Origin of the sequence: Enterobacter cloacae complex sp. P12RS (genome assembly GCF_014895875.1) — a bacterium.
GTDB classification, from domain to species: Bacteria; Pseudomonadota; Gammaproteobacteria; order Enterobacterales; family Enterobacteriaceae; genus Enterobacter; species Enterobacter bugandensis.
The window spans coordinates 1-18,130 of record NZ_JADBQO010000025.1 but is presented as its reverse complement, the minus strand read 5'-3'; the positions used below and the strand labels follow the sequence as shown (position 1 = coordinate 18,130).

At 53.4% G+C, this 18,130-nt stretch carries 17 protein-coding genes and 2 pseudogenes; 8 read left to right on the top strand and 11 right to left on the bottom strand.

Annotation, left to right across the window (positions count from 1 at the left end; translation table 11 throughout):
* Window positions 1-12: 12 nt before the first annotated feature.
* The 5 genes and pseudogenes from cspE to mgrB form a co-directional block, all read right to left on the bottom strand.
* Window positions 13-222, bottom strand: coding sequence for a transcription antiterminator/RNA stability regulator CspE (gene cspE / locus IM284_RS15270; protein WP_001062678.1), 210 nt, complete (start codon window positions 220-222; stop codon window positions 13-15).
* Between the two features lie 13 nt (window positions 223-235).
* A pseudogene (locus IM284_RS15265) lies at window positions 236-380 on the bottom strand (DUF2627 domain-containing protein).
* A 524-nt stretch (window positions 381-904) separates the two neighbouring features.
* Window positions 905-1,894: an MBL fold metallo-hydrolase gene (locus IM284_RS15260; protein WP_082131803.1), complete on the bottom strand. Its 990-nt coding sequence runs from the start codon at window positions 1,892-1,894 to the stop codon at window positions 905-907.
* Between the two features lie 23 nt (window positions 1,895-1,917).
* A complete protein-coding gene (locus tag IM284_RS15255) occupies window positions 1,918-2,208 on the bottom strand; it encodes a YebO family protein (RefSeq protein WP_047367804.1) in 291 nt (96 codons plus the stop codon).
* 74 nt (window positions 2,209-2,282) lie between these two features.
* Complete coding sequence (gene mgrB, locus IM284_RS15250; RefSeq protein ID WP_006175995.1) at window positions 2,283-2,426, bottom strand: PhoP/PhoQ regulator MgrB; 144 nt, start codon at window positions 2,424-2,426, stop codon at window positions 2,283-2,285.
* Window positions 2,427-2,585: 159 nt separating this feature from the next.
* Between mgrB and IM284_RS15245 the strand changes: the two genes are divergently transcribed.
* A complete protein-coding gene (locus tag IM284_RS15245; protein ID WP_041909477.1) occupies window positions 2,586-2,825 on the top strand; it encodes a YobH family protein in 240 nt (79 codons plus the stop codon).
* Between the two features lie 65 nt (window positions 2,826-2,890).
* On the opposite strand, the gene kdgR is transcribed toward IM284_RS15245, so the two are convergent.
* Window positions 2,891-3,682 carry a DNA-binding transcriptional regulator KdgR gene (kdgR, locus tag IM284_RS15240; RefSeq protein WP_047367805.1) on the bottom strand — a complete coding sequence of 264 codons (792 nt, stop codon included), beginning with the start codon at window positions 3,680-3,682 and terminating at the stop codon, window positions 2,891-2,893.
* Window positions 3,683-3,860: 178 nt separating this feature from the next.
* On the opposite strand from kdgR, the gene IM284_RS15235 reads away from it, so the two are divergent.
* Window positions 3,861-5,234, top strand: coding sequence for an MFS transporter (locus tag IM284_RS15235; RefSeq protein ID WP_047367806.1), 1,374 nt, complete (start codon window positions 3,861-3,863; stop codon window positions 5,232-5,234).
* Window positions 5,235-5,284: 50 nt separating this feature from the next.
* Here the strand turns inward: IM284_RS15235 and htpX are convergent, their stop codons facing one another.
* The 4 genes from htpX to IM284_RS15215 form a co-directional block, all read right to left on the bottom strand.
* A complete protein-coding gene (gene htpX / locus IM284_RS15230; protein ID WP_010432647.1) occupies window positions 5,285-6,166 on the bottom strand; it encodes a protease HtpX in 882 nt (293 codons plus the stop codon).
* Between the two features lie 193 nt (window positions 6,167-6,359).
* Window positions 6,360-8,408, bottom strand: coding sequence for a carboxy terminal-processing peptidase (gene prc, locus IM284_RS15225; protein WP_028013542.1), 2,049 nt, complete (start codon window positions 8,406-8,408; stop codon window positions 6,360-6,362).
* A 19-nt stretch (window positions 8,409-8,427) separates the two neighbouring features.
* Window positions 8,428-9,114: an RNA chaperone ProQ gene (gene proQ / locus IM284_RS15220; RefSeq protein WP_028013543.1), complete on the bottom strand. Its 687-nt coding sequence runs from the start codon at window positions 9,112-9,114 to the stop codon at window positions 8,428-8,430.
* Window positions 9,115-9,210: 96 nt separating this feature from the next.
* Window positions 9,211-9,708: a GAF domain-containing protein gene (locus IM284_RS15215; protein WP_008500476.1), complete on the bottom strand. Its 498-nt coding sequence runs from the start codon at window positions 9,706-9,708 to the stop codon at window positions 9,211-9,213.
* A 132-nt stretch (window positions 9,709-9,840) separates the two neighbouring features.
* Here IM284_RS15215 and yebS point away from each other — a divergent pair, with 132 nt between their 5' ends.
* The 4 genes from yebS (at window position 9,841) to IM284_RS15195 (ending at window position 15,591) form a co-directional block, all read left to right on the top strand.
* Window positions 9,841-11,124: a membrane integrity lipid transport subunit YebS gene (gene yebS, locus IM284_RS15210; protein ID WP_041909475.1), complete on the top strand. Its 1,284-nt coding sequence runs from the start codon at window positions 9,841-9,843 to the stop codon at window positions 11,122-11,124.
* Window positions 11,093-13,726 (top strand): PqiB family protein, encoded by a 2,634-nt coding sequence (locus IM284_RS15205; protein ID WP_045630782.1) that lies wholly within the window; start codon window positions 11,093-11,095, stop codon window positions 13,724-13,726. The genes yebS and IM284_RS15205 overlap by 32 nt, the downstream gene beginning before the upstream one ends.
* 71 nt (window positions 13,727-13,797) lie before the next feature.
* Window positions 13,798-15,246, top strand: coding sequence for a 16S rRNA (cytosine(1407)-C(5))-methyltransferase RsmF (gene rsmF, locus IM284_RS15200; RefSeq protein WP_205626244.1), 1,449 nt, complete (start codon window positions 13,798-13,800; stop codon window positions 15,244-15,246).
* Between the two features lie 105 nt (window positions 15,247-15,351).
* Window positions 15,352-15,591: a YebV family protein gene (locus IM284_RS15195; RefSeq protein ID WP_008500472.1), complete on the top strand. Its 240-nt coding sequence runs from the start codon at window positions 15,352-15,354 to the stop codon at window positions 15,589-15,591.
* Window positions 15,592-15,625: 34 nt separating this feature from the next.
* Here the strand turns inward: IM284_RS15195 and pphA are convergent, their stop codons facing one another.
* A complete protein-coding gene (gene pphA / locus IM284_RS15190) occupies window positions 15,626-16,270 on the bottom strand; it encodes a protein-serine/threonine phosphatase (RefSeq protein WP_047367808.1) in 645 nt (214 codons plus the stop codon).
* 168 nt (window positions 16,271-16,438) lie between these two features.
* Here pphA and IM284_RS15185 point away from each other — a divergent pair, with 168 nt between their 5' ends.
* Together IM284_RS15185 and IM284_RS15180 are read left to right on the top strand one after the other, a co-directional pair.
* Complete coding sequence (locus tag IM284_RS15185; protein ID WP_047367809.1) at window positions 16,439-17,380, top strand: VirK/YbjX family protein; 942 nt, start codon at window positions 16,439-16,441, stop codon at window positions 17,378-17,380.
* A 172-nt stretch (window positions 17,381-17,552) separates the two neighbouring features.
* Window positions 17,553-18,130 (top strand): annotated as a pseudogene (locus IM284_RS15180) (benzoate transporter); the annotation flags it as partial.

Genomic DNA, 18,130 nt, shown 5'->3' with positions numbered 1-18,130 from the left:
GCAGCGGTTCGATCAGATAGCAGTTACGTTAACTGCAGCTGGGCCTTTCTGGCCGTCCTGAATTTCGAACTCAACGTTCTGGCCTTCGGCCAGAGTTTTGAAGCCGTTACCCTGGATTGCAGAGAAGTGTACGAACACGTCTTTGCTGCCATCAGCAGGAGTAATGAAACCAAAACCTTTAGACTCGTTGAACCACTTAACTTGACCTTTAATCTTTGCCATTTTGCAAAATTCCTTAGAGTGTTTTCTTAGCCCGCAGGCATTAACTGAGATAAAACTGAGACATTACTGCATGAGGCACTAATATAAGGTTCGGCAGAGAAGCGGTATTCAACGACAACGTGTTTACTCAGGACTTCTTTACTGAAAATGCCACACATAAACAGAACTGTACCTCGTTTGACCCAAAACGTGTTATCACACACTATGTTTAATATGGCAAGCCATTTTTAAACATGTCTCGATCCGCCGCACAAATTCGAACACTGTCTGTAAGGAATTGCACAATTATGCGCTTCTCAAACAGACGGCTATACTCCCTTACACAGACTCAACGCTGCTTGCACAACCGCTGTAATCTAAGACTTTTTTAACATAGCTCAATCATTACAATGCGTCCAGCAGTCGGGAAAAGAAATCTTTGGCGTTGATTGAGTTAGAACAAATTGTGAAAACTTATGCTTAAATCATTGTAACGTGACCGTATTGTTTCAGCCAAAAACGATGTTAATAATCCGCACCCTTCTGTATTAAAATCCATCAGGTAATTAGCAGTGTTATGCACCAAAATAATGAAATTTTTATGACTCTGCATCAAAACAAGGCAAGCAAAACGTTTCGATAAAATTAAAATTTTCCTGACGACGAATACATACACAATATACGCAACAATTCATCGCTTCGTTTATAAGGGTAAATACTCGCCAACTTTCAGTATCCTGAAAGTATTATTAACTGGTGCTACATTATCCAGCGCATCAGTTAATTCTTTTATGGGGTCATCCAGCGCTTCATCCGCCAGCTCAAACACGCCCCAGTGAACAGGGAACGCCAGCGGGCAACCTAACTGTTGCCACAGCGCAACGGCAGACTGGGGATCCATATGGTGTACGGCCATAAACCATCGTGGAGCATAGGCGCCAACGGGCAATGCTGCAGCATCAATTTTCCCCAAACGTTCCGGTATCATCAGCAGCTCAGGCGAATAGCCGGTATCGCCACTAAACCAGAACCGGTGATGCCGCCCTTCAAAGACCCAGCCGCACCACAATGAGCGATTGCGGTTCCAGAGCGTGCGCATACTCCAGTGCTGCGCCGGTACGGCGGATAATGTTATCCCCTGCCAGGTATAACTCTGCCACCAGTCGAGCTCAACCACCTGTTTTGCGCCCCGGCGGCGAAACCAGCCGCCCAGGCCTAAAGGAACAAACACGCTAACGTCCGGAAAGCGTTTGAGAATGTGGCGAACAGTGAGTTCATCAAGATGATCGTAATGGTTATGCGAGATAACGACCGCGTCAAGCTGGTGCAGTTGATCGACAGAGAGTGCCGGAGGCGTTCTACGCTGCGGCCCTAAGAAAGGAAGTGGAGAAGCGCGCCTTGAAAAAACGGGATCGGTAAGAAGGAAATTGCCGTCCAGCTGCAGCAGGATGCTCGCATGTCCGAGCCACCACGCACCATCCTGCTGCGGCTGCTGAAGATCGGCCGGTTGCCACCACCGCCGTATAAAGTCATCGTAGCCGAACGCGGGCGGCTTCGGTAAGCCAGCGGCTTTGCGTTCTTTGCGCCAGCGGTCAAGGTCGCCAGGCTGGTGTCCTGCAGAAGTGGTATTACGAAAACCGTTTGGGGTGTGATGTTTCAGGGAGGGGTCATACCAGGGATTTTTCCAGACCACTGCCACCTCCCGGAATAATACGATTAACGCTCAGCCACCAGGCGGATAAAATCGTCTTGATCGTTGTTCTCGTCAACGACCGCTTCTTTTTGTGCTTCTTTCTCTTCCGGCTCGTTAGCCTCGCACAGACGACGCAACAGTGCATTCTGCCGTTTTTGCTGCTCAAGCAGCGCTTCCAGCAGTTCGATCTGCTCATTGGTACGTGAACTGGCACGGTTTACGAAAAACCAAATGACCAGCCCCACCAGCAGAACAACCAAAGAGATCGTCAGGGATGCCATATTTAGCAGCCCTGAATTCAGTAACTCACCCATTTCACCACCTCAATAAAAACGTCTATTTTACCACTGGCGCGAAGGAAGGAAATCACCTGAAGAAAAAATGCGTGCTACCACGGAATAAACTTATTGATTGCGCAAACGCCGCTAAAAAACTGTACATCCTGATCGCACATCACGTTGATAGTCTGCGTCCACAATACCACGCACGCTATCAGCACGATAATCAGAATCACCCAGCGTATTTTTTTCACTCCACACTCCGTTTACAGACCTGATATGACCAGGTTATCACGGTTATCTTAAACAAGGACTAACTGTAGCGCCATCAGGCTCTTTTCAGAATCCTGCACTTGTTTCATTACGTAAACCGGTTAGGCTAGCATCATGATAACAATGATAAAGAGGTAATAATGCGCTTAATTATTCGTACAATTGTTGCACTGGCGATACTCTGGATTGGCCTTCTTTTAACGGGTTATGGCGTGCTGGTGGGAAGCACCGAAAACGCCGCAGGGTTAGGCATTCAATGTAAGTATTTAACAGCACAGGGAGTTAGCACGGCGCAGTATCTCCATTCGGATAGCGGGATCATTGGGTTAACCAACTGCCCGGTACTGCGCAAGACCTCCGTCGTGATTGATAATGGCTGAGCCACAGCGTTTACGACAAATAAAAAACGCCGCAAAGATGCGGCGTTTTTTTATGCTAACCGGGGTTAGAACGGATAGTCGTGGTAACCCATCTGTTCAGAAATCTTACGCGCGGCGGTATGCAGAATAGCCACGTACTCGTGCAGGCGCTCTTCCGAGAAGCGAAGCGTTGGGAAAGAGATGCTCAACCCCGCGATCACGACGCCAAAACGGTCAAACACCGGAACGCCAATACAGCGCAGCCCTTCTTCCTGCTCTTCGTTATCTTCGCCGTACCCTTGCTCACGCACCTTGTCGAGCACCGTTAATAACTCATCGGTGTCAGTAATGGTGCGTTCAGTGCTGCGTTTGTACTCCACGCCATCGAGGATCTGTTTAACTTCTTCACGATCGCGCCACGCCAGCAGAACCTTACCGATTGCCGTGCTGTAAAGCGGGTTGCGGCGACCAATGCGCGAATACATACGCAGGTTATACATGGAGTCTATTTTATGGATGTAAACAATACTGTCTTCATCCAGCGCGCCCAGGTGGATAGTCTCTTTGGTCAGGCGGGAGATCTCGCGCATCTGAATATCCGCGCTACGGATCAGATCCACGTTTTGCAATGCCCGGGCACCCAGTTCAAACAGTTTCAGCGTCAGAGAATATTTTTCAGATTCGCCTTCCTGTGCAACGTAACCCAGTGATTTCATGGTTTGCAAAAAGCGGTAAACGGTGCTTTTCGACATCATCACGCGCTGTGACAACTCTGTGATACCAATTTCACGCTCTTCCCCGAGCGCCTGTAAGATGCCAAACACCTTCAGCACGGAAGAAACTGAATCTGGCTGTTTATCCAAATCCGCAATTGCCATTTACCACCTCATAGAGAGTGTTTTATAAAAATCAGAACCGGTTTTTATTATAAATTCCCGTCATGTTACCTGCAATCAATCCGCGTTTACTTCGTTACAAATCTGCGACATAAAACGGTGTTAACGATGCTAAAATAGTTACCCTGAGAATAATTTCACTCTGAGCTATTTATCCCCGATGGAAAAGAACCTTTCCGATGGCCTGCCTTTGCCCCAGCGGTATGGCGCTATCGCTACGATTATTATTGGTATCTCAATGGCCGTTCTTGACGGCACGATTGCGAACGTTGCCCTTCCCACCATTGCAACCGATCTGCATGCTTCCCCGGCCAGTTCGATATGGATTGTTAACGCCTATCAGATTGCGATTGTGGTTTCCCTGCTCTCCTTTTCTTTTCTGGGCGATATGTTCGGCTACCGTCGGATATATCAGTGCGGGCTGGTGGTATTTACCTTTACATCACTGCTGTGCGCCCTTTCGGACTCTCTGCATACGCTGACGCTGGCGCGCATCGCGCAAGGTTTTGGCGGCGCGGCGCTGATGAGCGTCAATACGGCGCTAATCCGCTTAATCTATCCGCACCGCCATCTGGGCCGCGGCATGGGGATAAATTCGTTTATTGTCGCGGTCTCTTCTGCCGCCGGGCCAACGATTGCAGCGGCCATTCTTTCTGTCGCCTCGTGGCAGTGGCTGTTCGCCATAAACGTGCCGCTGGGTATCGTGGCCATCTTCTTTGCCCTGCGATTTCTCCCCGCTAACGGCCCGAAAAGCACCATGCCGCGCTTTGACGTAGCAAGCGCGGTGATGAATGCGCTCACCTTTGGTCTGCTGATTACCGCCCTGAGCGGTTTTGCGCAGGGTCAATCCCTGATGCTAACCGCCGTGGAGCTTGTTGCCCTGCTGGTGACGGGCTTCTTCTTTGTTCGCCGCCAGCTTTCCCTGCCGGTGCCCTTACTGCCGGTCGATCTGCTGCGTATTCCCCTCTTTTCGCTTTCCATCTGCACCTCCGTCTGCTCATTCTGCGCCCAGATGCTGGCTCTGGTTTCTCTGCCCTTCTTCCTGCAAAGCGTGATAGGACGTTCCGAAGTGGAGACCGGGCTGCTGTTAACCCCCTGGCCGCTGGCGACGATGGTGATGGCACCGCTGGCAGGTTACTTAATAGAACGTGTACATGCCGGTTTGTTGGGCGCGGTGGGGCTGGCCGTGATGGCAACAGGTCTTTTCGCGCTGGCGCTGCTTCCATCATCGCCAGGGGATCTGGACATAATCTGGCGCATGATCCTGTGCGGAGCCGGGTTTGGCCTGTTTCAGTCCCCCAACAACCACACCATTATTACCTCTGCGCCGCGCCACCGCAGCGGAGGGGCCAGCGGCATGCTGGGGACCGCGCGTCTGCTGGGGCAAAGCACCGGTGCGGCGCTGGTTGCCCTGATGTTTAACCTTGCCGGGCAAAACGGTAACCACGTTGCGCTTCTCACCGCAGGTGCGCTTGCCACCCTTGCAGCCATCGTCAGCGGGTTGCGCGTGACCCAATCCGGCGTTCAGGCATAAAAAAAGCCGGACGGAGTCTTCTCCTGCCCGGCTTATTTAAGCGCTTAGCGTTACTTCAGGTATTCTCCACTGCGCAGCGCTTCAATACGTTTATCCAGCGGCGGGTGAGACATAAACAGCTCGCTCAGCGACTTTGATTTGCCGTTGATGCAGAAGGCCATCATGCTGTTCGCTTCCTGCGGCTCGTAGCTGGTTTTCAGACGCTGCAGGGCGGCAATCATCTTTTCACGCCCTACCAGCTTCGCTGAACCGGCATCCGCATGGAACTCACGGTGACGGGAGAACCACATGGTGATAATGCTGGCCAGAATACCGAACACCAGTTCCAGCACCATCGATACGGCGAAGTAGATCAGCGGATTACCGTTGCTCTCTTCACCTTCATCACGGTTGCCGCCCATGAAGCCAGCCGCAATCTGCGCCAGGATACGGGAGATGAAGATAACGAAGGTGTTCACCACACCCTGAATCAGGGTCATGGTCACCATGTCACCGTTGGCGATATGGCTGATTTCGTGCGCGATAACCGCTTCGGCTTCGTCACGGCTCATGTTCTGCAACAACCCGGTGCTCACGGCAACCAGCGAGGCATCACGACGGGCACCCGTAGCAAACGCGTTAATATCCGGGGCATGGTAAATAGCAACCTGCGGCATCGCAATGCCTGCCTGCTTAGACTGCTGTGCCACCGTATTCATCAGCCACTGTTCCATGTCGTTACGCGGCTGTTCAATCACCTCACCGCCTACGGATTTCAGCGCCATCCACTTTGACATCAGCAGGGAAATGAAAGAGCCACCAAAACCAAACAGCAGCGCCATAATCAACAGACCCTGAACGCTGCTCGACTGAATTCCCGTCAGGCTTAGCACTAGCCCGAAAACCACCATCACCGCCAGGTTGGTGAGCAGGAAGAGCGCGATTCGCATCATAATTTTCTTTTAACCTCAGTTTAACAAAACGCACTATGCGATTACCCACATCGTATGGGTATTACGGCTATTTTCAAGCATCCGGTGGGCGTAAGTCACCAGAAAGACACAACTTTACACAATTGGAAATCAGCCTGACGGAAGGATGCAGAACAAAAAGAAACAGGCACAATTTCTTGTGCCTGTTGGGAGATTATTTTGCCGGAGCGGGCTGTACGGCAGGCTTCTCTTTTTCCAGATTCGCCAGGTCGAGCGCGATATGCACCGTCTCGTCCAGGTACGGATCCGGCTCCTGGTAATCTTTTGGCAGATCGTCCAGTTTCTTGAGCAGAGGCTTACCTTCTCGCTTGAAGCGATCGTTGATACGCGCCAGACGCGTTGCGTCGTCCTCATTGTTCTCTTTTTCACGCTGAGCGTAGTTCAGAGAAACAATATTCCGCTTATCTTTCAGGGCATTGAAACGCGCAATGTCCTTCATGATGTACTGGAATTCCGGATCTTTCGCGATGCGTTCATTATGCGCTTTCAGCAGTTCAGGGCCAAACTGCGTCATATCACCCGCCTTCACGAATGTCGCAGCATTGATGCTGTCCCACGGCAACGCGTTATCTTCAAACTTCTCGCCGGTTTCGGTCTCTTCCGTGCCGGTCGGCATCATGATATCCGGCGTTACGCCTTTACGCTGCGTACTGCCGCCGTTAACGCGGTAGAACTTCTGAATGGTGTACTGAACGGAGCCCAGCGCAGGCCATTCCGGACGCAGCATCTGATCGTAAATACGGTTCAGCGAGCGATACTGCTGAACAGTACCTTTGCCGAAGGTGGGCTCACCCACGATTAGCGCGCGGCCATAGTCCTGCATTGCAGCGGCAAAGATTTCAGATGCGGACGCGCTGAAGCGGTCAACCAGAACCACCAGCGGGCCTTTGTAATAGACCACACCGTCGTTATCAGCATCTTCACGAACTTTACCGTTGTTATCACGCACCTGTACAACCGGGCCAGACGGGATAAACAGGCCTGAGAGCGACACTGCTTCGGTCAGCGCACCGCCACCGTTCGTGCGCAGGTCGATGATGACGCTGCTCACGTTCTGCTTCTCAAGTTTCTGCAGCTGAACTTTTACATCGTCGGTCAGCCCCACGTAGAAGCCAGGGATATCCAGGACACCCACCTTCTCTTTACCCACGGTTTTCACCGACATTTTCACCGCGCGGTCTTCCAGACGGATACGCTCGCGGGTCAGGGTCACGATACGGGTTTTGGTGCCTTTACCGGCAGGCAGAATTTCCAGACGAACTTTGCTGCCTTTCGGACCTTTGATCAGCGCAACCACATCGTCCAGACGCCAGCCAATGACATCAACCATGCTCTGACCGGTTTGTCCTACCCCCACAATGCGATCGCCTACGCTTATCGCTTTGCTTTTGGATGCCGGGCCGCCCGCGACCATGGAGTTGATCACCGTGTAGTCATCATCCATTTGCAGTACCGCGCCAATACCTTCCAGAGACAGGCTCATCTCAGTATTGAACTGTTCGGTATTGCGTGGAGAGAGATAGTTGGTGTGCGGATCGATTTCGTGCGCAAAGGCGGTCATCGCCAGCGAGAAAACATCTTCACTGTTGGTCTGCGCCAGACGGCGAATGGCAAATTTGTAACGACGCGTCAGCGTGTCGCGGATCTCTTTTTCATCTTTGCCGGTCAGCTTGAGGCTTAGCTCGTCGTATTTGACCTTTCCATCCCACAGCGCGTTCAGTTCGGCTTCGTCTTTCGGCCAGGGCGCTTTGCTGCGATCGAGATTAAAGGTGTCGTTGCCGGTGAAGTCCATTGGACGTTCCAGCACTTTCAGCGCGTACTGATAGCGTTCAAAGCGGCGCTTCTGCGACAGGTTGTAGAGATCGTAGAACAGATCCAGCTTGCCTGACCGCAGCTCATCACCCACCTCGGATTTGCGCTTAGCGAACTGCTCGACATCGCTGGCGAGCAAAACGTTATGGCTGTAATCCAGCAAGTTCAGATAGCGGTCAAAGATTTTGGCCGAAAAGGCCTGATCGAGATCGAACTGACGATAGTGCGAGCGGGTAAAGCGAGAGGTTACACGCTCGCTTACCGTCGCGTGCTGCGTCTCTTCCTTGAGTACCGGAATTTGATCAACACGCGTGATATCGTCCACTGCGAAAGCGTGACCTGTTATGGCAAACAGGCCCGCCAGCGCGGTGAGCTTAAAAAAAGTGTTCATGCCAGGCTTGGCCTCCGTTTCAGAACAACAAGTGTTCTGCGCGTACAATCATTGACATACCAGAAGTCAGCTGTACACGAACGCCATCTTTGGTGATTTCCAGTACGGTGGCGTCCATTGCGTTGTTGCCCGCTTTTACTTTCAGAGCCTGACCCACGCTTAGGGCGTTAATGTCAGAAACCGGAGTATGGCGCTGCTCTTCACGAGGCGCACGAGGGGCTTTCGCTGCTGGTTTGTCTGCACGCGGTTTGCGATCGTTATTGTCGTGACGACGCGGCGCAGGACGTGGTTTACGCTCACGACGAGGCGCTTCTTCCTGGCCGTTTGCCGCTGCGGCTTCGCGTTTTTTCGCCTGCTGTTCTGCACGTTGTGCCTGAACGCGTGCTTTGGCTTCTTCCAGCTGCTTGCGCGCGTGTTCTACGTGCTGCTCGTCCAGCTCGCCGCAAGGGTTGCCGTCGAGATCCACGCGGGTCGCGCCCGGTTTGATACCGTACAGGTAACGCCAGCTCGAAGTATAAAGACGTAAGGCAGAACGCAGCTGAGTTTTGCTGAGGTTCATTTCCCCTTCAACACGCGCTACCAGATCCTGAAAAATACCGACTTTCAGGGGACGTGCTTCACCTTCCGCGCTGAAGCACTGCGGGAAACGCTCGGCCAGAAATGCGATAACTTCTTTACTGCTATTCAACTTAGGTTGATTTTCCATGAAATTTCCTGATTACAACGGACGTTGCCAACAAGCGCAGGCATGAACAGGCGTCATTATAATGACGCTATCAGTAAATGCTACGTTATCCGTTGATTATCCTGCGACGCTCGCAAAGAATTTTTGATAATCGGTTGCAGCGAGGACGTTTTCCAGATTCGCCACCAGCTCGCGCAGCCCCTGTTCGTCCTCGGTTGTAAAGCGACTGAAGACCGTACTGTCGATATCCAGAACGCCAATAATCTGATTTTTTACCACCAGCGGCAGAACGATCTCTGAATTGCTGGCAGCATCGCAGGCGATATGCCCGTCAAACGCATGAACATCTTCCACGCGCTGAACCTGATTCTCGGCCACCGCGGTACCGCATACGCCGCGCCCTACCGGAATACGCACGCAGGCCAGTTTGCCCTGAAACGGACCCAGCACCAGCGTTTCACCTTCCAGGAGATAAAAACCAGCCCAGTTCACATCGGATAGCCGTTCGAACAGCAATGCGCTAGTATTTGCCAGAGTGGCTAAGAAGCTGGTTTCACCTGCCATCAATGCCTTAAAATCGCGGTTCAGATCCGCGTAGAATTCTGTTTTGTTCATTATTCAATCACTTAGTTGTCTTACAAAATTACCGCATAGCCTATTAAAATAAGCAATAAATGCGCTCATGCTCAAGATGAATCCGTTCATGAGTTAATATAACGTTCAACAATACTTATTTGCGCGCAGCTGATGGCCTTAAAAACAACCAAAATTACGCCGACAAAAAAGATAACTGTCCATACGGTAAGCGACGCTTTGCCTCGTGCACATTATCAGCGTTGCCCCCAGTGCGATACGCTTTTTATGTTGCCGAAGATGAAATCGCACCAAAGCGCCTTTTGTCCCCGCTGTGACGCTAAAATTCGTGACGGCCGCGACTGGTCGTTAACCCGCCTTGCCGCTATGGCCGTTACCATGCTGCTGCTGATGCCCTTCGCCTGGACCGAGCCGCTTCTGAAGCTTTACCTGCTTGGTGTGCGCATTGACGCCAACGTGCTGCAGGGTATCTGGCAGATGACGAGCCAGGGCGATCCTCTCACCGCCGCCATGGTACTGTTCTGCGTGGTCGGCGCGCCGCTGGTGCTGGTTGCAGCCATTGCCTACCTGTGGTTTGGTAACATACTGGGAATGAACCTGCGTCCGGTATTGCTGATGCTGGAAAAGCTTAAAGAGTGGGTCATGCTGGATATCTATCTGGTGGGCGTGGGCGTGGCATCAATCAAGGTGCAGGACTATGCCTTTCTGCAGCCGGGCGTCGGGCTTTTTGCCTTTATCTGCCTGGTATTGCTCAGCATCCTGACACTGATCCACCTGAACGTTGAGCAGCTTTGGGAGCGTTTTTACCCGCAGCGCCCTGCCACCCGCCCGGATGAAAACCTCCGCGTCTGTCTGGGATGCCATTACACCGGGTTGCCCGACAAGCGTGGACGCTGCCCGCGCTGCCACATACCGTTGAGGTTACGACGCAACAACAGCCTGCAAAAATGCTGGGCGGCGCTGATTGCCTCCCTGGTGTTTCTGTTCCCGGCCAATATGCTGCCGATATCCATTATTTACGTGAACGGTGGCCGTCAGGAAGATACTATCCTCTCCGGTATTATCTCCCTTGCACACAGTAACGTTGGGGTGGCGGCCATCGTCTTTATTGCCAGTATCCTGGTTCCCTTTACCAAAGTGGTGGTGATGTTTACCCTGCTCGTCAGCATTCACTTTAAGTGTGAACAAGGTTTACGTACCCGTATTCTGCTTCTGCGATTCGTCACCTGGATTGGCCGCTGGTCAATGCTGGATCTGTTTGTGATTTCGCTGATGATGTCGCTGATCAATCGCGACCAGCTTCTTGCTTTTACTATGGGACCCGCGGCTTTTTATTTCGGCTCTGCGGTGATATTGACTATTCTTGCTGTGGAATGGCTGGATAGCCGCTTACTTTGGGATGCACATGAGTCAGGAAACCCCCGCTTCGCCGACTGAAGCGAGAATTAAAACTAAACGCCGCATTTCGCCATTCTGGTTGCTGCCCGTCATCGCCCTGATGATTGCAGGCTGGCTTATCTGGACGAGCTATGAAGATCGCGGCAGTACCGTCACCATTGATTTTCAGACCGCCGACGGCATCGTCGCCGGACGAACCCCCGTTCGTTTTCAGGGGGTCGAAGTCGGTACGGTTCAGGACATCTCCCTTGGAAAAGGGCTTAACAAGATTCAGGTGCGGGTCAGTATTAAATCTGACATGCAGGATGCTCTTCGCAGCGAAACGCAGTTCTGGCTGGTGACGCCGAAAGCCTCCCTGGCCGGCGTGTCCGGGCTGGATGCGCTGGTTGGCGGCAACTACATCGGCATGATGCCGGGCAAGGGTGAACCGCAAGATCACTTTGTCGCGCTGGATACGCAGCCGAAATACCGCCTCAATAACGGCGATCTGATGATCCATCTTCAGGCACCGGATTTGGGCTCGCTGAACAGCGGCTCGCTGGTCTACTTCCGCAAGATTCCGGTTGGCCGCGTGTATGATTACAGCATCAACCCGAATAAACAGGGCGTCACCATTGATGTGCTGATCGAGCGTCGCTTCACCAATCTGGTGAAAAAAGGCAGCCGCTTCTGGAACGTGTCCGGCGTCGATGCCGACCTCAGCCTGAGCGGTGCAAAAGTGAAGCTGGAGAGTCTGGCCGCCCTGGTTAACGGTGCCATTGCCTTTGACTCCCCGGAAAACTCAAGCCCTGCCACGGCCGATGACACGTTCGGTTTATACCCGGATCTGGCGCACAGCCAGCGTGGCGTGATCGTTAAGCTCGTTCTGCCTGATGCCAAAGGGCTGAAAGCTGGGTCAACGCCGCTGATGTACCAGGGACTGCAGGTCGGCCAGCTCACCAAAATGACGCTCAACCCTGGCGGTTCGGTCACGGGCGAAATGACGGTCGATCCGAGCGTGGTCGATCTCCTGCGCGAGAAAACGCGCATCGAGATGCGCAGCCCTAAACTCTCTCTGAACGATGCCAGCCTCAGCACGCTGCTGACCGGAAATACCTTTGAACTGATCCCCGGTGAAGGTCAGCCCAGCAATAGCTTCGTCATTGCCCCGGCGGATAAAGCGCTGCTGCAAAAACCAGGCGTCGTGACGGTTACGCTCAATGCGCCTGAAAGTTACGGCATTGAGGCCGGTCAGCCGCTGATTCTGCACGGCGTACAGGTGGGTCAGGTGCTGGAGCGAACGCTCTCCGAAAATGGCGTGAGCTTCTCGGTAGCTATCGATCCGCAATACAGCAACCTCGTCCATGGCGACAGTAAGTTCGTGGTGAACAGCCGCGTCGACGTGAAGGTGGGTCTGGACGGCGTGGAGTTCCTCGGCGCCAGCGCCAGCGAATGGGTTAACGGCGGTATTCGCATTTTGCCGGGCAATAAAGGCCCCGTTCGCGACAGCTACCCGCTCTACGCCAACCTGGACAAAGCGATTGAAAACAGCCTGAGCGATATGCCAACCACGACCCTGACCTTAAGCGCCGAGACGCTGCCTGACGTTCAGGCGGGCTCCGTGGTGCTCTACCGCAAATTTGAGGTTGGGGAGGTGATCGCCGTTCGCCCGCGTGCGGACGCGTTTGATATCGAACTGCATATCAAGCCCGAGTACCGCAAGCTGCTGACCCCAAACAGCGTCTTCTGGGCCGAGGGCGGCGCGAAGGTGCAGCTTAACGGCAACGGCCTGACCGTGCAGGCCTCCCCGCTCTCGCGCGCGCTGCGCGGGGCGATCAGCTTTGATAACCTCAGCGGCGCGGGCGCGAACCTGCGTAAAGGCGATAAGCGAATTCTCTTCCCATCCGAAACCGCCGCGCGTGCCGTGGGTGGGCAGATTACCCTGCATGCGTTCGATGCCGGCAAGCTGGCGGAAGGCATGCCAATTCGCTACCTGGGCATTGATATCGGGCAGATCCAGAAGCTGACGCTCATCACCTCGCGCAACGAGGTGCAGGCCACCGCCGTGCTTTATCCGGAATATGTGCAGACCTTCGCCCGCTCGGGTTCCCGCTTCTCGGTGGTGACCCCACAGATTTCGGCCGCGGGCGTTGAGCATCTCGACACCATTCTGCAGCCTTACATCAACGTCGAGCCCGGTCAGGGCAAAGCCCGTCGTGATTTCGAGCTGCAGGAAGCTACCATTACCGACTCGCGCTACCTTGGCGGCCTGAGCATTGTGGTGGAAGTGCCGGAAGCGGGCTCGCTTGGCATCGGTACGCCGGTGCTGTTCCGCGGCATTGAGGTGGGTACGGTAACGGGCCTCACGCTCGGCACACTCTCCGACCGCGTGATGGTGGCGCTACGCATCAGCGAGCGTTACCAGCATCTGGTGCGTAATAACTCGGTGTTCTGGCTGGCATCCGGCTATTCGCTGGACTTCGGCCTGACGGGTGGCGTGGTGAAAACCGGTACCTTCAACCAGTTCATCCGCGGCGGTATTGCCTTTGCCACCCCGCCGGGAACGCCGCTGGCGCCGAAAGCGCAGCCGGGTAAACACTTCCTGCTGCTGGAAAGCGAACCGAAAGAGTGGCGCGAATGGGGAACGGCCCTGCCGCGTTAATCTGACAGGCTCCGGTGTCAACGCACCGGAGCCTTTATGTTACACTGCGCACCTGAACTTTTCCCTGTGGTGTGCTCGTGGCTCAAAACTCCGTATTTCTTCCCGATCAATTCCTGGCGCAGATGCGCGAGGCGCTTCCCTCTCATCTGTCGCTGGACGATTTTATCGCCGCCTGTCAGCGTCCGTTACGCCGCAGCATTCGCGTCAACACCCTGAAAATCAGCGTCGAGGATTTTCTGACGCTGGTTTCTCCGTACGGCTGGCAGCTTACGCCGGTTCCGTGGTGTGAAGAGGGATTCTGGATCGACCGCGATGACGAAGACGCGGTGCCGCTGGGAAGTACCGCAGAACATCTGAGCGGTCTGTTTTATATTCAGGAAGCGAGCTCGATGTTACCGGTTGCCGCCCTGTTCGCCGACGGTAACGCGCCTGAACGCGTGATGGATGTCGCCGCCGCGCCCGGCTCGAAAACCACGCAGATTGCCGCGCGCATGGGCAATCGCGGAGCAATCCTCGCCAACGAATTTTCCGCCAGCCGCGTGAAGGTGTTGCATGCCAATATCAGCCGCTGCGGTATTCACAATGTCGCTCTTACGCACTTCGACGGTCGCGTCTTTGGCGCCGCCCTGCCGGAAATGTTTGATGCCATCCTGCTGGACGCCCCCTGCTCCGGTGAAGGGGTAGTGCGTAAAGATCCCGATGCGTTAAAGAACTGGTCCGTGGAGAGCAATCTTGAGATCGCCGCCACGCAGCGCGAGCTGATCGACAGCGCGTTCCACGCCCTGCGCCCCGGCGGCACGCTGGTCTATTCAACGTGCACCTTAAACCGCGATGAAAACGAAGACGTCTGCCTGTGGCTGAAAGCGCAATATCCGGATGCGGTCGAGCTCCTGCCGCTTAACGATCTGTTTTCCTCGGCACAGGAGGCGGTCACGCCGGAAGGTTTCCTCCACGTGTTCCCGCAGATTTACGACTGCGAAGGGTTCTTTGTGGCGCGCCTGCGTAAAACGCAGGCGGTTGCTCCCCTGCCCGCCCCCAAATTCAAGGTCGGCAATTTCCCGTTTGCGCCCCTCAAAGGGCGCGATGCAGCACAGCTTGTCGCCGCCGCCGAAAAGGTTGGCCTGGTCTGGGATGAGAGCCTGCGACTCTGGGTGCGTGATAAAGAGGTATGGTTGTTCCCGGCAGAGATCGCACCGCTCATCGGAAAGGTCCGTTTTTCCCGAATCGGGATCCGCCTGGCGGAAGTGCATAATAAAGGCTATCGCTGGCAGCATGAGGCCGTCATCGCGCTTGCCGGACGCGAGAATACCTTTGCCCTGACGCACCAGGAAGCCGAAGAGTGGTACCGTGGCCGCGATGTTTATCCTGACAGCTCGCCCTCCGCAGATGAAGTGGTAGTGACCTATCAGGGATTCCCGCTGGGGCTGGCCAAAAAGGTCGGTTCAAGGCTTAAAAACAGCTATCCACGCGAACTGGTCCGGGATGGCCGACTGTTTACCGGTAACGATCGCACCGCCTGAAAAAAGCGCATTTTTTTACTGGCGATTTTGCTCTCCTTGTCTACGATCAAAAATGGATGCCCATACTGGTCATACCAGATTTTGACAACCGACCCGGAGAGCACTATGACGAAAACTAGCGTGCGTATTGGCGCTTTTGAGATCGACGACGCAGAGCTGCGCGGCGAAGCACAAGGCGATCGAACGTTAAGTATTCCCTGCAAATCCGACCCGGATTTGTGCATGCAGCTCGATGCATGGGATGCAGACACCAGCGTCCCGGCAATACTTGATGGCGAACATTCTGTCCTTTACCGTGAGCATTACGATAGTAAAACCGATGCCTGGGTCATGCGTCTTGCCTGACCTAAAGAGAACCCGCCCGAAGGCGGGTTATTTATTACTGCAGCTGCGCCAGCGTAAAGTAACCGTCAAATACGGCCCCCGTATCAATGTAGTGCAGATTGTCAAAATCATACCTTCTGTCGACGGGCGTATGTCCGAACCAGAAGTGATCCGCCCCGCTAATTCCCTGCCCTTTGCCCACCATAAACCCCATCAGGCGGTCGCGATCCCATAACACGCGCTGGGCGCTTACCGGTTTTTCCCAGCGGTATTCCTCCGCCGGGTAATCAGCATGAGCAATAACGTTCAACCCGTTCGCGCAGGTAATTTCGATAATATGCGGTAACGCACGGCATGCGTTAAGTAACGAGCGCGCCCGCTGCTGCTCTTCATGCTTAAGCCGCGAAAACCACATTCCGCCATTCATTGTCCAGAGCGCAAAATCATTATTATCCAGGCTATCTATTGCCATTTGCTCATGATTGCCCCGCACTGCTCGAAACCATTTCTCATTGATGAGCTGCAATGATTTCTCGCTGTCCGGACCACGATCGATCAGATCGCCAACGGAAATAAGTAAATCCTCATAAGGATTGAAATGACGGCGTTTCAGTTCCTCCATGAGCCTCTGGTAACAGCCGTGTATGTCGCTGACAACCCATACGTGACGCCACTCTCCACCTTCTATTCGCTGATACATAAGGCCTCCCTTTAACAGTATAGCCGCCGTCAAAAGCGCAAGAAGATCAGCGCAGCCCTTACAAAGTAAAACAAACGGTAAACCAAAGAGAAATAAAGATCCGCGCGCTCTTAATCCCTTTTTACTGGCTCCTTAGAATAAGGGGAGATAAAAACGAGAGGTCTTCACGTGTCTAATACACAGCTACATAACGATGTTTTCTATCCGCATCGCACGAATATTATTTCCGAGCTGGTGAACGGCAAACGCGTCCCGGGGCCAATCTGGCGGAAACGCGACTACCGACTGAAGTTCCTTTTACGTTCCCTGCTCTTTTGGTCTTCCACCCACCGTATGCTGGAAGCCCTCTCTGGCCGTGACGATTTCGACAAACTGCTGACATCGCAAATTACGTTGCCCAGCAAGACCCATCGGCAGTACCTGATGCGCGGCTTAACGGCTAACGATCGCGCCGACGCTATCGTTAACCATTACTACTGGATCGATCGCCTGAAGGAGAGCCGTCTTGCCCAGGCTATGACCGGCGCGCAGGAACAACCTATTGCGGAGTTCCACGTCAAAGACGGCGTGACCTACACGGTTAATGCGTCTTCAGCTGGCAAAGCCGAGCGTGAAGGTGAGAGTACGCTCTGGCTGCGCGACAACAAGGATACGCTTCTTGCCAGCCTGACCTTTAGCGTCGCCCGCAGCAATGGCCAGCCCGTTGTGGTCATTGGCGGACTTCAGGGCCCCCGTCGCTGCGTGTCACGAGATGCCATTAAACTGGCAACTCGCGCCTGCCATGGCCTGTTTCCCAAGCGCGTGCTGATGGAGGTACTTTTCCAGCTGGCAGCGCAGTCATCTGTTCGGGCCATTTTTGCCGTCAGCGATGAGGGACACGTTTTCCGCGCGCTGCGCTATCGCCTCAGCAAAGGCCGTCATTTCCACGCCAGCTATGACGAATTCTGGGATTCTTTGGGTGGAAAAAAACTTTCCACCTTCTGCTGGCAGCTGCCGCTGCAGATGGAGCGCAAATCCCTCGACGAGATAGCCAGTAAAAAACGCGCTGAATACCGTCGTCGCTTTGAACTGCTTGATGAAATTGAGGCGTCCGTTAAGTCCCATTTCTAATCGCGACAAGCGTTTTCGCTCTCAGCACAGAGAATGCACTCGGTTTGAGAAAGGAATGATAAAGCAGAGCACTCTTGCATATGCCAGGGGTGCTCAGTTAGCATTGCGCGAAATGAAAATAGCGAATGCGTTGGAAAAGCGCAGTGTAGACGCAAATTTAAGGACTTTAATGATGATTTACGACTGCTTCTTGTATTACGATGAAGATATGCTTCTTGATATCAGGCTAAATACGCTAGCGGACGTTGTTGATCGGTTCGTTATCGTTGAGTCAACGCATACCTTTACCGGCAAAAAGCGGCAGCTTCACTTTGACATAAATAAATACGGTCCTTTTAAAGATAAAATTATTTATGTTGTGCATGATGAAACACCTCTCATGAAAGCCTCTGACGGCGGCGATCAGCATCAGGACGGTCTGGTGGTGGATGCATGGGCGAATGAAGCCGCGCAGAGAAATGCCATCATGCAGGGCCTCAAAAGTGCTAAAGATGATGATTTGATTTTAATTTCCGATGTGGACGAGATTTTTTCACCACAGGTTATCGGCTCTATCAACGCGAATAAACTCTGCACAACGCTTTATCAGAATTTTTATAATTATCAGTTTAATCTGCAGGTTTTTAATACAGATAACACCCCAAGAAAGTGTAAACTGCCGAGAGCGACAAAATATAAAAACCTCGTTCATTTTTTTGGCGGCGAGCCTGAGTCGTTCAGAAATCTTAAACGCACCAGAAGCTTCAAAAA